Genomic DNA, 15,136 nt, shown 5'->3' on the forward strand with positions numbered 1-15,136 from the left:
CAAAAATTACCTGATAAACTAAATTCTCATAATTAACTTTTAAAGTTGAGAATACTGTATATGCTGTTCGTATGCACAGTATTGGATTTAGTATGTCTAGTAACGATAAAAATCAAAAAAAGCTCATACGAAAAGAGATAGAAATTTCAACTATACCTAACTTCGTTTACGAGAAACCACTGGTATCCATTGATGATAATGGAGAACCTCAAGTTACATACCGTGCCAATGGCAATAAGATCCCCGTAAAGAAACTCCCTTTACTCCATATCACTGGGTATGGCGATAAAGACAAACTAGTCAGCTACCAACCATTAGACATGGTTAATGAGTTCTTATTGTCAAAAGCAATCGATGATGGCGTGCTTGAGCTTGGTACAGATGCACAGGGGCTTGCCCATTACTTCAGTTTTGTATTAGACAAACAGGCAGAGTGGGATGCTAAATACGATAAAGAGGACTTTGACCCTCTCTATGATGATCCCCGCCCAGAATGGAATACCTTTCCTCGTAATAAACAGGAACGATTAACCTACCAATATCGAGATGGAATCAAACAACTCGCTATTGAGGGTGTATTGGCTAAAACAACGGCTAGGCAATACATGAGCAGTGTCGTTGGTTTTTATAAATACTGCCTTCGTCAGGGCGTCCACTTTAATAACCCTCCTTTCCAATTTGAGACAGTGAATATCCATTTTGAGGCGTCTGCATCCAGTATGAAAGCATACCAACGTAAGCAGGTGCACACGACGGATATGCGGATTAAGTTTACTAAATCATCGCGCAGTGGCGGCACAAACCTCAGTAATCTACGCCGTGACTTAAAACCGTTTACCAATAATGAATGGAACATCCTGCAAACCATCTTAATGAAATCCCGCAGGGTGGTTCGTCATGGTGACAACAATAAACTGCATTCATTGCCGATTGAGTTCTGTCTGCACCCCATGATTTGCCGTAATACTGGATTGCGGAGAGAAGAAGCAGCAAGCCTTCACTTAGGACAGATAGTTAACCCCGAAACTATGATTCAGGACGGCAAAGAGGTGTTTAAAAAGCCTGTGATGGATTTGGGTGTTGGTGATAAGTATAAATCACTCACAAAGACGGCTGAGGGCTTTGCAGAGAATAATAAAAGTCGGGTTACCGTTATCCCCGCCACATTGATGAAGATGCTTTACGATTACTCTCAGTCTGACAGGTATCAAAAGCGCCTGGAGAAATTCAAAGCATGGTGCAAGGAGCAGAAAGAAGAAGGAAATACGCATTTCTTTGAGGGAGATGATGCGATTAACCCCAAGTTGGAATACCTGTTTATTACCCAATCAGGGAAACCGATGTTTACGCGGCTACAAGACTTTACCGGGCGCTGGGTGGAGATACGTAACACTGCAAACCTAACCCGAGGTCTTGGCCATCCTATTGTCGGCTCCCTACATAATTTACGCTCAACGTTTGCCGTGAATATCTTCCGTCACCTTTTAAATAAAAAAGATGACTATGGCAACCCGTTAATCACACCCGATGAGGCATTGGATAGGGTATCAACCTTACTTGGTCACGAAGATAGGTCGACGACGATAGAATACCTGAAAATAGCACAAGATATGCCTTCCGCTGATGAAATCTACGAGGACGTACTGGACTATATTGGCGCTTTTGATGATCTAGAGGGGGCGTTGTGATTCAAGGTCGAAAACGTACCAAAATTGCGATAGAGAATACCCGAGCACCAATTATCCCACTTCACTTTGAAGATATGGTTTTAGACAATGGTAATGGCATAAAATCTCACATTTATCGCCTGCGCTATCGTAACGTCCCGACAGTAAAGCAAATTAGATCAGGGAATGAGGTGTTAGCAAATCGGGATGATATTGTCAGGGAAATTTACCAAAGGCTAAGCTTCCTACCTCACAAAATAACAAAGCAGCACTACTTTTCTGGGCTTGTTAGTTACTTCCGGTATCTTGACGGAATTGGTTATAACGGTGACCTTTTCAGTAATGCAGCCATGACTGATAGCATTAAACACTTCAATAAATTATCCGAAAAAGGCTTGCAGATATCGGAAGCAATGCGGATTAAAGACGGCTTGTCAGTGTTATTAAAACTGTGGAACCGAGAAGCCGACGTTAAGGTGCTACCGAACGTTGCAAATAGATCTTCTGCTACGAATAAAGCGTTCCATATAGAAACAGAGTTGAAACCATTATCCAAGATATTGGTTAGGGGAGCGCTGGCCTTTCAGGAAGCAATTGATAAAAATGGTCTGCTAGATATTCATCCGTTTTTTGATGAAGAGCTTTTTTCTGAGCAAGCGAAGCTCCAAGGATGGACACCACCGCTAACTGCAAATAAGAAATATGGTTTCAAGCAGTGCATGATCCCCGTGCCTGGAACAATAAAGAACAGCTCACTTTCACTTGAGCGACTTCATCGACAGGTTTTTTATAACCAGGCATCACGCAATTGGTTTTTCGTGCTCTCAATGCTGACAGGCATGAACAAATCAGTGCTCGCCAACGTGCAGCATAAGGATGTTTCATTCAAAAGTATTGGTAGTGGACGGTTTGTTTTTGACGGTGAAAAATTCAGGGCTGGCTATAAGGATTTGGATAATACCGCAGGCTTTAGCCTGAGAACCAAAGAACTGCTCAACCGATGGCTAGAAACGTCTAAATTGATGTTCCAAACACTGGGGATCCCGATTGCAAGTGAACTGCCGCTTTGCCCTTTCTTTAGCGCTAGTGGTGAGATTTGGACATTCGGCACACATGGTACAAATCTTAGTTATATCAATACACAACTTGAGAAAATAACGGGGTTAACGGTTACTGCAAGCCGATTCAGGGCCACAAAATCTGATGTACTGATGCGAGTCACTGAAGATATATTCCTTGTGTCACAGGGGATGAATAATACCGTGAATGTTGTCGCTAAACGGTACTCTAGTGGTGTCCAAGCAGACCATGATAATAACCTCAATGCCACGTTTAGTGCGTTAAGCGCTATTGCCAAAGGAGAGGAGATTGGTAAAGCCATCGAGGATGCTAAGGCGATGCGCAGCGATATTTTATCAGATTATGATTATAAGAAATTGCGTACCCGCGAAAGCAAAGAGCAGCCATTAATGACAACGCCCAGTGGTATCAAATGCGCGGGGGCAACACCAGAGAAGCTTGTTGCTGAAGCGAGGCGCATGAAGCAGTTGGGCATTGATTTTTCCAAAGATACGGGCCGTTGCTCGGATTTTCTTGCTTGCTTTGATTGTGACAGCCATAAATTGGTGGCGTCAGAAAATGATATCTGGTTGATGTTGTCTTTTTTGGATCAAATTGAAGACCTTAAAGAGATAGTGGCGAGTAATTCCGCACCTAAGGGTGAGTATTTCGTTGTGGAAGGTATGTTGAAAAAAGTTCTTCTCAGGCTGAAACAAAAAGCACCTAAAAACTACGCTCAAGCAAAACAAAAAGTGGATGATGGTGATTACCACCCGCTTTACCAAGACAGAGCCAGCGCAAGCCAATTTTTTAAGGGATAATTTTATGCCTCAACAGCCTATACAGCTTCGCCCAGAATTAGCCGGAAATCCGTATGTATCGTTTGACTCTTACGGGAAAGGAGTGTCACGTGTCTTTGATCTAGAGTGGGACTTTTACGCACTAAAACAGAACAAAAAAATAATCTCTTTTGGCAATATTGATGAGAAGTACCGCCAAGATATTCAGTCTTACCTCTATGCATTGATGCAGTGGCAGAAGAAAGAATCAGGCTCTGATTCACATGCACCGGTTGGTTCGTTAATAAATATTAGGGCTCGTTTGAACACCCTCGCAACACGCTGGGGAAAAAGTGAATTCAGCTTACTTTCGAGCGAACGAGAATGGAAAAAACTCACACAAACATTACATGGGGTTGGGCGTAAAGCAACGTGCAGTCATCTTGCCACTGTGATTAATGCAATGTACAAAGCGGGTCTTGTATCTCGTTATGTCTATAAGCGAGACTATATTCAGTGGGCTAAACCTGATGCTGGTAACGGTCAATCCATCGCATTTCCTGAAGCTATTCATGTCAGTATTTTAAAAACTGTGGTTGAGTTTGTAGAAACCTACCACCCCTACCGCCATCAAATTTCTGCGGCCATGGAGAAGCTCTACACTTATCAAGATGAAATGCACAACGCTAAGCTTAAAAAGCTACGTGTGAGTGCCCTAAGCCGTACACAAAAGAGTGCACTTGATGACAGGATGTCTCGCATAACACGCCAATGGCCTGAACGAAAAACCATTCCTAATTTCTCATTTGACAGGGGAGGCTCATGGTTGAATACATTGCTCAAGATGTGCTTTATCTGTGTGGGGTTATTCTCAGCTGCCCGAAAGGAAGAGTTACTCTCCATGAACAAAGAGAGTTATGACAATTCAACTGCTGCCGTACCCAAGGTCTCAGGGTTTTCTACAAAAGGAAACAAGGGTGAAAGAGTTTATACGACTTGGAATACTGCCCCTATTGCAAAGCTGGCACTGGAGCTAGCTTTTGATTCCATGCAAGCCACGAGAAAATATTGGTTAGAGCTACTGGATGACGGTTACCAAAATGGTCTGTTAACCAAAGGAAAATATAATGCAATGCAACAAGACCTAGAGAGTGCCTTCGTTTCTTCTTCGATCCCTTATGGCTGCGAAGCACTCATTAATAAAGTGTCGCTAAAAGCTTGCTTTAATAGTGGGGGTGGGTGTGGATTAAATTTGAAAGCGTTCAACATTAATGCGACCGAAGAAGACGTTGAAGAATTTGACCTTTTGAATCCAGAACGCGCAGGAAGCTTAAAAATCGGAGGCGGTTTACCAAGGCTTAGTCCACATGATTTACGACGAAGTTTTGTGGTCTTTATGGTAAAAAAACGTCTGGGGAACGTACTTACAGTAAAGCACCAGCTTAAACACCGCAATACTAACATGTCTAACTGGTATGCGAATTACTCCGAACTAGCGCGTACCAACCAACTGTTGATGGATACTCGGTTAATGAGTGAGTTTGATGCAGCTATTGAAGCATCTACAGTGGATGCCTGGGATGAGATTTACAATGTATCCGTGACCTTAAGCGGTGCAGAAGGTGAACGCATAGCCAAAAATAAAGCAGAGCGACTGGCACAGGGTGAAGAAATAATTATGTCCCGAGATGAATTGCTCTCTTTGGTAAGGGCGGGTGAAAAATCCATTGTATTGCTGCCTACAGGTGGCTACTGCACCAACCGTAATTGTGAACGTCTTTGCTCCCTGATGGATATTGTTGAAGCCCCTTGTGATCATAAGGTAATCACTGATAAAGCTGCTAAAAGTCTATCGAGGGAACGGGATAACCTCATTGCTTCATTCCGAGCAATAAATGACATGGGTGACCATGCCAATGAATTAATTCTGGATGCCAGAAAGAAGAAAATACAATCTATCGAGCCAGCATTGGTCAAACACGGCATCCCTTTTGATAGCTTCAATGATGATATTAAGGCGGTATGGACATGAAAGTAGAATATAAGGCAACTGGCAAGGTTGAGGGACTGCTTGTTAATGCATTTCAGCGTTTATTAGATGGCAAGCCGATTCATGTAAGAGCAACAGGTAAGCTTACGTTGAACCGTATCAATAATGAAGCGCAGCTTGGCAATAGCTATGTCCATAAGTTCAAAGCGTTCGTGGCCTACGCGAAACCTGTTATCGATGAATACAACCTCAACCGTGATAAGGCGATGATAACAGGTTTAGATATTGAGCTAGATGTCCCTTTGCCTGAGCTTGATAGGTTAAAACACGAATTAAAAAAAGCTAATGAACTTAAAGATAAATACAGGGTGCAACGTAACAATGCTGTTGAAGCCCGAAAGCAGTTAGAGGCTGAAAATGCGAGACTTCGTTTTAGGGTGTTTGACCTACAGCAAGAGTTATTGAATGAAAACTCAGTTGTGACGCCAATCAAGTAAAATGTTTACACGGTCAAAGTGTAATGGGGCTTAGGTTAATCGTTTCTGTGCAAAAGCCTGTTGCAGAAACGAGCCAAGGCATTTGTGGACAATTCTGTTTTACAAACAGGAGCAATATGTATTCTGTTTAGATGAGAAAATATATGGAAAAAACTCTATACACTGTGCTAATTCTAATGAATCGCACAGGAAGCTCGATATGTGCTCATGAGTGGGTTGCTCGCAAAGATAGCAAAAGAGGCCTAAACAGGCCTCTTTCATCTTAACTCAGCATAAAGTCATCTAACTCACTGGATGACTTGATTATCAGGGACTCCGATACTCCGTATGCTCTGGCTAACTTTACACTGCTGTCCAATCTATTGTTTTTAGGTTCGAAAGCTGCGGTCGTTAAATCACCCAATTCATCAAACTCTCTGTTGATTCGTTCCAAGGCCTGGAGCGAAATAGCATCGAGTTTCTTAGTGAACTCAGACATCAAGATTTTAAGCTCGTTAGCCAGCTTACTGTTTCCAGAACCCGCCATATCAACAAACAATTTGCCTGCAATTGAGCCTATCACCGCACCAAGTACAGGGACCGGAATGAGTGTCTGCCCTGCCGCTGTGAATATACCAACCATCGCAGATTCTGAACAAACGACCAATCCCAAGTTCATATATTCATCAAAGGAGATCTCACCATCCATATACTGCTTGGTTAGTACACTGACCCCTTTTGTTGCAGAAACAACAGCACTTGCAAATGGAGCAGCCATTGACGCGTAATTAGTTAACCCATAGATTGCCGCTGATGACACAGCACCTATCGCGGCGCCCTTGGTCGTATCAAGACCGACTTCTTTCCAGTCTTCGCGGTCAAAATCGCCCGCAAAAATGTTTTTGCCCGATTTGTACTTCGCGTAGGCTGTCGAGGCGAACGCAATCACTCCACCAACTGCGCCACCAATCAGGGCAGCTTTACCCATCTCGTTTAACGACGGCCCATGCTCCTTCTCAATTTGGTCCTTTTGTCGTTCGCTTTCTTTGCGTAGCTCTTCCTCGTGTTTATTCAGTGTGTCATCGATCGCACCACGCTGCACTTCTGCATAATCGGAAATGCCAGGTTGAACCACTGAATTAAACGGTTGGCCTGTAAGCTCTTCAATTTCTGCAACCTTTGCCTTTATAGCATCTATGCTTCTTTGAGATAGCCCATCAACATTTTCTCCCGACATAATTTTGCCGATTAGCTCATGTGTATCCTTAGGGATATGGTAGAACGAACCGTCTCTTCCAAAATCCGGATATTTTTCCATGTGGTCTAATACGTGTTTCAGGTTGTTGTTGGCACCGTTGATAAACTTAGACTGGACCTCGGTATCGTTCAGCAAATAATCGGCTGGGCCTGTTCGTGCTACACTATCAATATCTGCTGGTAAATCATCTGCAGATATTCCTGCCAAAGCTGCCTTTGCGTTACGTATTCCTACCTCAACTTGCTCAGCTATTTCACCGTGCTTCGTTGCCTCCGACCCTAAGATCCCATCAGGGTTGCTGATGAAGTCTCGAACCTTATCTACTTGGGCCTGCGCTAGATTAAAGGCAGCCTGCGCTTTATCGAGCTCAATCCCTTTCTCAAACAGACGAGCTTGGTTGATATTATCGACAAAGGCGCCTGAAATCTGATCGGTGACGGCACTATTTCTCTCAACGCTCATAGAGTTTACCTATTTAACGCTTTTGTTAAGTAGCTCAGACAGCGAGCGAATGTGGTTGATGAGTGCTCCCAGTGATAGTTTGTGCTCTTCAGTAAATCGGTTGTAATCTAACGGTGCCGCATTCACTAATGAGCTAAGAATGTCTTTCATGCCTTGTGAATGTTGCTTGGTCAAGTCAATCAATCGTTTGATCTCTGTTGCACTAACATCCAGTTGCGCTTTATGCGCTCTGATTTCTTTTTCTTGAGCTTTTGCTTTTCTGGCAATTTCGCCGTTTTTTTTACGAGCTAACAGGCCACCGCCAGCCAAAGCCGTGATGCCAATACCCCAACCAACTGGCCCCGCGAGTGCAAGCAAAGCACTTCCACCTGTCATACCGCCACCGCCAGCTGCAAGCGCACCACCGCCTAGCCAAGCGAGAGCTGCGTTAGTCGCTGCAGCACCACTTAGTGAAGCAATCGCCGTTCCTGTTGATGCTGTACCGAAAGTCGTCGCAATAGCCATAGCAGCCGTTGGGGCAAATGCAGCTACGCCAGCACCCGCAGCGATACCGGCACCAGCCGTTCCACCGGCTTTAAGATTGGCGTCCATGACCTCTTGCTCGATTTGTTCCAATACGTTCTTAAATTCTTTTACCTGAGCTTTGTACTCACCGAATGATTTTTCGAACTCTTTAGGAGAGTTTGCCAGGGTATTAATGAAATCTTCGCACTCAACGATAAGCTCTGTACTGCAATACTGGCGGAGCTCGAATAACGCTACTGACGATTTTTGAACCGTTTCAATAGATAGTTTGTATTGGCGATCTGCCCGTTCTAAGTCTGCGATAGCTTGCTTTTTGATATCGTGATTAAACATATGAATAGTCAGCCTTTAATTTAATTAGTAGTAAGATTTTGATTCCGGATTTAGCAGCTGTATACGTCTAGCGATTTGGCCTGAAAGGCAATTCATTATGCAACCACATGATTGCATAGTCATTGTTTATTTATATATTGATAAACGGAATCGAGTAAATCTGATGTTTCATAAACAGAAGTGTGGCATTTTCATGCCAGCCAAGATCTCGCTGACACATTGATGGACAGAAGTGTACCAGCGACTTTGCTAATTTAGTTCATGACGAATAACTAGAAGTATGGCTAACGTACAATTGACTGCCAACAGGCCTCAACAACTATACTTACTAACTTATATGTGAGAAATTCCATATTAATACAATCGGATAGTGTGGATAATCACATGGGATTCAGAGTTAATACCATCGCAAATCATGAGCTTTGGCATTTGGGGTCAACTGAAGAGAACGCTTTTACTGTAATAATAGGAAATAACGGGTGTGGGAAAACGCAGCTGTTAGTTGATACTTGTGCTTATTATCAAGAAATGTACTCTCAGTTGCTCAATAGCAACAAACCTAACGTTGCTACAGCAGTCCGTGATGTAAAGGAATATTCTGCTCAGTGGAGTCTATTAGGAGAAAGGTTCGGCCTTCCTTTACCAAAAAAGTTGATTGCAGCGTCAACGAGTCAGTTTGAAAAGTTCCAACAAAGATGGAAGAACAAGAAGGACATTCAACAAAACGGGTTTTATGCCTACGTAGGTTCTAAACCTTATTCACCATTTCAAGCACCTTCAACACGTATCGCGTCGAAAGCAATTCAACAATTATTGGGCAATGAAAAATTTGAAACGAGAAAACTTGTTGCGTTGACAAATTTCCTGCATAAGTTCGATTTTGGTGGTTTATTGCGCTTGCGTTTTAATGTGGCTATTTCTAGCGATGACTTTACAAATTTGCAAAATGGCCAACAATTACAGCCAAAAACAACTCTGATACTGAAGGAAGCCCTAGAAGAATATGAACAAGAAGAAATTCTTGGGCTAATCCAATATTGTGAAGAAATCTACAAAGAACCAGAATTCCTTCTTTCTTTAGATCGCAATGCTTTTACATTAAAACACTTAAGAAAACACGAAGAGACCTTTTCTGACGTTGACATTGATCGTCATGTCGTTTCCACGCTGCTTAGGGCTGGACTTATCGAGCTAGAAAATCTTGAGACAGTTCGTCACACAAAAAGTCCCTCAAATTATGTAGACGATCTTGATATATCCGATGTACCTCTGACGGGCTTAGCTAAGCGTAGTTCTGGCGAGCAATGCTTATTCTTGCTCTTTTTGGGTATTATTTCTTCTATAGAAGATGATGCACTGATCTGCATCGATGAACCTGAAATCAGCCTTCATCCGCAATGGCAAGAGAAGTTTGTAGACATTCTTAGGGACTCATTTTCAGGCTATCAAGGGTGCCATTTCCTTATCGCAACGCACTCTCCCTTAATTGTGTCAGACATCTCCGCTTCAAATAGTTGCGTGTACGATATGGTTAATCGCAAGTTAATTGATGCTCGCCCTCATAAAGAGCGCTCTGCAGATTATCAGTTGGCGACGTTGTTCCATAATCCAGGCAATAACAATGAATATTTGATTACTCAAATTATTGAGGTCTTGGATTCTGTCTGTAAGACAGAAAACCCTCCCGAAGAAGCGTTAATAACTGCGAATTGGCTATTGAGCTTTGAATCTCAATTGGAAGAACACGATAAAGTCAGAGTCTTACTGGGAATTATGCGCTCAACTTTGTTGGCTGGAGGGTATCTATGACCCCTTTTGTTCTGAACGAAAATGACGAAGCGATCATCAAAAGCGTGTTGGAAAAAAACGTATCCCCTAATGAAAAATGGGCGGATCCTGCGGTGACAGAACTCAAAACTAGAATGAAACGACATTACATCGAACAGCAAGAATATTGCTGTGCTTATTGTAAGGTTCACAAACCTTCTTTGCACGGTGGGGATTGGGATTTAGAACATATCATGCACAAAAACAATTTTGATAAGTGGATGTTTCACCCAGAGAACCTCTGTGTCTCCTGTAAAGAATGTAATGGATACAAAGGTACATCGTTAATTACCAAATCCCCTACTTATAACAAATTCCCCACTCGATCATCGAGTTACACTATCGTCCATGCACACTACGATAGGTACGAAGACCACATCACCGCACTGGTGCCTGGAATAACCTATAGGTATAAGGGGGATAAGCATGGTAAAGGATGGAAAACCATCGAAGTGTGTGGGTTGTTGCGCTACCACGAAGAGGGAGGCCGAACACAGGTTGACCCAATCATCCAAGCTGTATTGCGTTTGGCTGCTGATGACCAGAGACAAGAAAACTTGCAGCTTGCTATCGAAATGTTACAAAGCAAAATCAACGCACTAAGTTAGTCTGAGTTGCACTCTTAACTGATTGTATCCGAAAAGTTGTTTGGCATTAGAAAATCTATGAAAAACTCTTGAAGTTAGACGGGGCGCATTTACTTTCTCCAGCACGAAATGGGGCAAAAGTGTTGTAGCTTACCTTCCCCCGCCTGCTAGATACTGCCAAAAAACGACCAATCTTTATTGGAATCGACAAACTATATTGTCTTCCGACAGCCTCCCTTTTAGTATCTGGTGGTTATACAGGCCAATCCCAGTTTAAGTATTGTTCTAATTGGTCACCTAATTCTTCTGATGCATTTGTATCAACATGATACTGATGATACCCATAGCTCTTTCCTGAAGGCACTCCATTGAATGTATTCTCGGTGTATGGATTAAAGTTGCCCATGTCACCAATAGAGCGATAGTCAGTATTAATGGTCTTTAGCCATGTCACTAAGATTGTTTTAGCGCCTGTTCTTTCTATGTACTTGCGACCTGCATCTAGTGACCATCCAGCAGTACAAATGTCATCCACCAGCAGGACAGTTTTACCCTTCTTGAGAGGTGGGTTCTTGTATACGGTATTGTAGTTCTTAGTTGGTAATCTATTCAGTTTGATAGTGTTTATTTGGTTGTGATGGTCAATAGGGATTTTGTTGATACGAGCTGTTTGTGATTTGGTGGCGGTTGTGTGACGCTCCACTAGGTTATGAAGGTAGCCTTTATTGAAGCACTTACCGAAAGTCATTAAGTCATCACACATCTTGTCGTTATCAACACCTTCACCATGACCGGGATAGGCGGATACAAAGTCGATACGTTTATGGATACCTGTAAAGTACATGCTGGTAACTAGAGCACCTAACCAGAAGTCGACATCACCTTGACCGAACTTAGCAGCAGCACGTGCATTGTGTGAGTACTTTGCAAAGGTTGGTTTGTATTGGCTTGTGCTAAATGGAGCTAGGGCGTAATACTCAAAATCACCATCTACGATTTCGTGACTCCAGAAGTGTTCACGCAAGCAAAGAGTATCAATGAATCGAGCTACCTCTTTTGGTTCACTAAATTCAAAACCGTAATCGGTATTATCTGAGTACCAAGTAGCACGAAGGAATAGGATTCCACCATTCACGGCAGTAATCATGTCATCCTTGTCACTACCTATGTACACGACCTCATTAGATTCCCAGCCCATTTCATTAAGGACGTATTCAGTAGCAGCTTTACGAGGCTTTGGGGGCACTTTAGGGTCACGTAGGCGAGTGAATACAGCAAGGTCGTCAAAGCGTTCTTCTAGCACTTCATAGAGGTCTCGACGAACGCCTCCTTGAGTGTGCCAACGTTGCTGATTGGCAAGAAGTACAGGTTTAATCCCTCGCTTCTTGAAGTAAGCCATTAGCTTCTCAACTTCCTCGAAGACATCTTGTTTAACATCACCCATGTTCACCAGCGTATCTTCAACGCTTAGTATCACGCCTTTTAATTGCTTTGCTGCCATTCTGACATCCTTATAAACCTAGGGAAAACTGTCGTTCACCATCATTCGAATCTGAATCTGGTGATTGATTTGGTTGTTCTGATTCTTGTATTTGTTGATTCTTCAAGAAGCTAATTAGTTCTTCTGTTTGTGCTGGTACGTTAAACACAGCACCATGCTTGTATGATGTGATAGCTTTTAACTCATCACTCTCAGGGTTTGCATTAGGTAGGTAGGGCATTACCAATGGACGATTAAAATCTTTGCTGAAGTTCACTGTGTGGGCTGTACCACTTTTAATCTTCCACTCTACAGGTACTACACACGTAGCTAACCCTGCTTGAATTCGGTTTCTCTGAACAAAGTTGTGACCACTGTAGCTTTGACCTATTAGGTATTCAGTCACGATTGTTCCACCAGCAGCTAGGATTTGTTCACGGACAATCTCAGAGCCTTTCGGGTAGTTGCTATCAATGCCTGTACCTAGGACTGCTACTGTAGGGACGTTAAATCGTAGTGATTCAATGTGTGCTTTCTGGTCAATACCATCAGCAAGACCACTAACAGAGACAAGTTGGTTGTTAGCCATTGCTGCAACGATGAACTTAGTTAGCCAGTAACCGTCTTCTGACGCTTTACGACTGCCAACAATAGCTACAGATTTGGAGTGTAGGTTGGCTAAAGCACCTTGAACAAATAGCCACATTGGAGGCTCATTGATGCTTCTTAGTTGTTTGGGGAAAGCATCTTGACCATAGAACACTACCTTGATGTCCTTGCTGGCGTTACTACGGGCTATAGAAGTGCCTTTAGACCATAGCTCCTTCTTAAACTCATCCCAACTTGATTCTGATTCAAGTACAGATGTAGGGAGTTTGATTCGAAGGGTTTTACCAAAATGCTTAGGGTCTTCAGATTTGATTAGCTCCCTAAAAGTAATCTTTTGAGCAGCGATCTTGTAAAGGGTTCTGAAGCCTACACCGTGAAGCGACTGAAGCGCATAAAACGCTACAGTTTCGGCTCTCCAGTATTCGTGTTCTTCTGTCATGGCAAACGTGTTCTAAAGTTAATCTTCTTTGGTCATTCAGTATACCATAACCATAAAAACTGTAATTATCTTAGGGGGATAGTTGTGATTAAAAGAAAGAAAAAGCAACCTCAAAAAGAAAAAAGTATCAGTTAAGAGTGGTGCTCAGTTTGAAAGATAAAAGGTGAAAGAGGTCTTTTACTTGATAAAGCAATGTTAGTGCTTATGTGTACGAGTTTTGATGTTTAGTATGCCATTGTGTGCTTACTTATTGATTTGAATTAGGAAAGTAGTGTGCATAAGGAAGTAGGTAAAGCGATTAGTAATACGGTAGTTGAACGTCTAAAAACACCTCTAATAGCAACGTTTGTCTTCTCTTGGATAGTTGTGAATCACTCTGTTGTACTTCAATTCACCTTTGAAACCTTACCTAACAAGGTAGATTTAGCAAAGAACCTAAAAATAGATTGGTGGTTTGGTCTAGTTCTACCTGCTCTGGTATCTCTTGGTTACATAACTCTTATCCCTGCTTTACAGCTTAGTTTAGATTGGTTAGTCCTCAAGACTCTTGGTGAATCTCGTAAGAATCATGACATCAAAGTTGCTAGGAATGCTGCTTTATCTACTCAAGAGTATCAGAGCAAGTTGCTTGATAAACAGATGGATGGTTGGGAGCAGGAGAAAGAAGATTTGCTTAATCAGATTGATGAACTAGAGAAACAAATGGGTGAACTAATCGAACAATTGCAAACTAGGGAAAATAGCAGGAATGCTCTAGCGTTGGACAATGATGATCTTTTGCAGGCCATTAATGAAGCATTAGTTTCTCTTGAGCAACCTAAGATGAACTCTGGCTCGGACTATGAAGATAAGAGAACACGTGAAGAAGTCTGTGATGACGTCATCGAGATACTTGAACGAGTTGCAGAAAGAGATAATGACATTCCTTTCTAGGTTTAATTACTTTCCCAATTAGGGTCTAGATTGTTCGCCTCTGCTATCCAGTCGATTTCTTCGTAAGTTGATACCTTCTTGACATTTGACCCATCCTTGTCAGGAGGAATTCAGCCATCATTACGTAGTTTTTATAGAAAACTAGAGATTCGGTGATTAAAAATCGGTGCCAGCACAGTCAACGGCCTCGCCCGCTGTGTCTTTCATTAATATTTGATATTTGGGCATGAAGGCTCCCCTGTAAGTTTGATGGCAATCAATGAAAACGGTCACGCTCGATGAAACTGATTTTTTCCAAGGTATATGTGATGTGAATCGACATTACTTTTGTATACACCTTGATAGTATTACAAAAAATAAGTCAAACAGCCTTTTGTGAAGTTAGCGCTGCAATCCGATCAAACTCACAAAGGGGCAGAATCTATTTAGGTTAGCCTGTTTGTAGTTTAGCCTGTTTGTAGTTTGTTACACGGGGTTATGATCGTATGTAGCAAAGGAGTAGTTATGAGGAAGAGTGCTTTCTCGTATTGTAGAGCTCTGACTAGTATCCAAACATCGAGATTTGGTTTGATCCAATTGATGGGATAGTTGAGAAGTTTGAGAGGGTTTTCTCAGGTGTTGGTTAGAGAAAGGGCTTTTTGTGGAGGAAGTTGTGAATCCATTGAGATTACTGGCTTCTCTCAGGATTCATAAATACAAAAATTAATTCTTG

The 15,136-nt window shown here is 42.3% G+C and carries 11 protein-coding genes; 7 read left to right on the forward strand and 4 right to left on the reverse strand.

Features of this window, described 5'->3' with window-relative positions:
* The first annotated feature begins 92 nt into the window (after positions 1 to 92).
* Genes R7070_RS23500 through R7070_RS23515 form a run of 4 tightly spaced genes read left to right on the forward strand, consistent with a single transcriptional unit; the run spans position 93 to position 5,992 of the window.
* The gene (locus R7070_RS23500) at positions 93 to 1,688 is read left to right on the forward strand and encodes a site-specific integrase (RefSeq protein ID WP_318141309.1); all 1,596 of its coding nucleotides are present in this window, start codon (positions 93 to 95) and stop codon (positions 1,686 to 1,688) included.
* Positions 1,685 to 3,547: a hypothetical protein gene (locus R7070_RS23505; RefSeq protein WP_318141310.1), complete on the forward strand. Its 1,863-nt coding sequence runs from the start codon at positions 1,685 to 1,687 to the stop codon at positions 3,545 to 3,547. The genes R7070_RS23500 and R7070_RS23505 overlap by 4 nt, the downstream gene beginning before the upstream one ends.
* A gap of 4 nt (positions 3,548 to 3,551) precedes the next feature.
* A complete protein-coding gene (locus tag R7070_RS23510) occupies positions 3,552 to 5,537 on the forward strand; it encodes a hypothetical protein (protein WP_318141315.1) in 1,986 nt (661 codons plus the stop codon).
* Complete coding sequence (locus R7070_RS23515) at positions 5,534 to 5,992, forward strand: hypothetical protein (protein WP_318141311.1); 459 nt, start codon at positions 5,534 to 5,536, stop codon at positions 5,990 to 5,992. The genes R7070_RS23510 and R7070_RS23515 overlap by 4 nt, the downstream gene beginning before the upstream one ends.
* A 262-nt stretch (positions 5,993 to 6,254) precedes the next feature.
* Here the strand turns inward: R7070_RS23515 and R7070_RS23520 are convergent, their stop codons facing one another.
* On the reverse strand, positions 6,255 to 7,691 hold the full coding sequence (locus R7070_RS23520; protein ID WP_222133135.1) for a hypothetical protein: 1,437 nt from the start codon (positions 7,689 to 7,691) through the stop codon (positions 6,255 to 6,257).
* Positions 7,692 to 7,700: 9 nt separating this feature from the next.
* A complete protein-coding gene (locus R7070_RS23525; RefSeq protein ID WP_222133138.1) occupies positions 7,701 to 8,549 on the reverse strand; it encodes a hypothetical protein in 849 nt (282 codons plus the stop codon).
* Positions 8,550 to 8,933: 384 nt separating this feature from the next.
* Here R7070_RS23525 and R7070_RS23530 point away from each other — a divergent pair, with 384 nt between their 5' ends.
* Positions 8,934 to 10,358 carry an AAA family ATPase gene (locus R7070_RS23530; RefSeq protein WP_222133136.1) on the forward strand — a complete coding sequence of 475 codons (1,425 nt, stop codon included), beginning with the start codon at positions 8,934 to 8,936 and terminating at the stop codon, positions 10,356 to 10,358.
* Positions 10,355 to 10,984, forward strand: coding sequence for an HNH endonuclease (locus R7070_RS23535; RefSeq protein WP_033905444.1), 630 nt, complete (start codon positions 10,355 to 10,357; stop codon positions 10,982 to 10,984). The genes R7070_RS23530 and R7070_RS23535 overlap by 4 nt, the downstream gene beginning before the upstream one ends.
* Positions 10,985 to 11,216: 232 nt before the next feature.
* On the opposite strand, the gene R7070_RS23540 is transcribed toward R7070_RS23535, so the two are convergent.
* Both R7070_RS23540 and R7070_RS23545 read right to left on the reverse strand, forming a co-directional pair.
* Complete coding sequence (locus tag R7070_RS23540; RefSeq protein WP_318141312.1) at positions 11,217 to 12,464, reverse strand: HAD family hydrolase; 1,248 nt, start codon at positions 12,462 to 12,464, stop codon at positions 11,217 to 11,219.
* 10 nt (positions 12,465 to 12,474) lie between these two features.
* On the reverse strand, positions 12,475 to 13,491 hold the full coding sequence (locus R7070_RS23545; protein WP_318141313.1) for a DNA-processing protein DprA: 1,017 nt from the start codon (positions 13,489 to 13,491) through the stop codon (positions 12,475 to 12,477).
* Between the two features lie 273 nt (positions 13,492 to 13,764).
* Here R7070_RS23545 and R7070_RS23550 point away from each other — a divergent pair, with 273 nt between their 5' ends.
* A complete protein-coding gene (locus tag R7070_RS23550) occupies positions 13,765 to 14,424 on the forward strand; it encodes a hypothetical protein (protein ID WP_318141314.1) in 660 nt (219 codons plus the stop codon).
* Positions 14,425 to 15,136 lie beyond the last annotated feature (712 nt).

It is taken from the genome of Vibrio sp. 1557, from assembly GCF_033340175.1.
In the GTDB taxonomy this organism is placed as follows: Bacteria; Pseudomonadota; Gammaproteobacteria; order Enterobacterales; family Vibrionaceae; genus Vibrio; species Vibrio alginolyticus.

Coding starts and splice junctions, on each gene's coding strand:
- R7070_RS23500 (WP_318141309.1), top strand. CDS start 93: ATGTCTAGTAACGATAAAAATCAAAAAAAGCTCATACGAAAAGAGATA.
- R7070_RS23510 (WP_318141315.1), top strand. CDS start 3,552: ATGCCTCAACAGCCTATACAGCTTCGCCCAGAATTAGCCGGAAATCCG.
- R7070_RS23515 (WP_318141311.1), top strand. CDS start 5,534: ATGAAAGTAGAATATAAGGCAACTGGCAAGGTTGAGGGACTGCTTGTT.
- R7070_RS23520 (WP_222133135.1), bottom strand. CDS start 7,691: ATGAGCGTTGAGAGAAATAGTGCCGTCACCGATCAGATTTCAGGCGCC.
- R7070_RS23525 (WP_222133138.1), bottom strand. CDS start 8,549: ATGTTTAATCACGATATCAAAAAGCAAGCTATCGCAGACTTAGAACGG.
- R7070_RS23530 (WP_222133136.1), top strand. CDS start 8,934: ATGGGATTCAGAGTTAATACCATCGCAAATCATGAGCTTTGGCATTTG.
- R7070_RS23535 (WP_033905444.1), top strand. CDS start 10,355: ATGACCCCTTTTGTTCTGAACGAAAATGACGAAGCGATCATCAAAAGC.
- R7070_RS23540 (WP_318141312.1), bottom strand. CDS start 12,464: ATGGCAGCAAAGCAATTAAAAGGCGTGATACTAAGCGTTGAAGATACG.
- R7070_RS23545 (WP_318141313.1), bottom strand. CDS start 13,491: ATGACAGAAGAACACGAATACTGGAGAGCCGAAACTGTAGCGTTTTAT.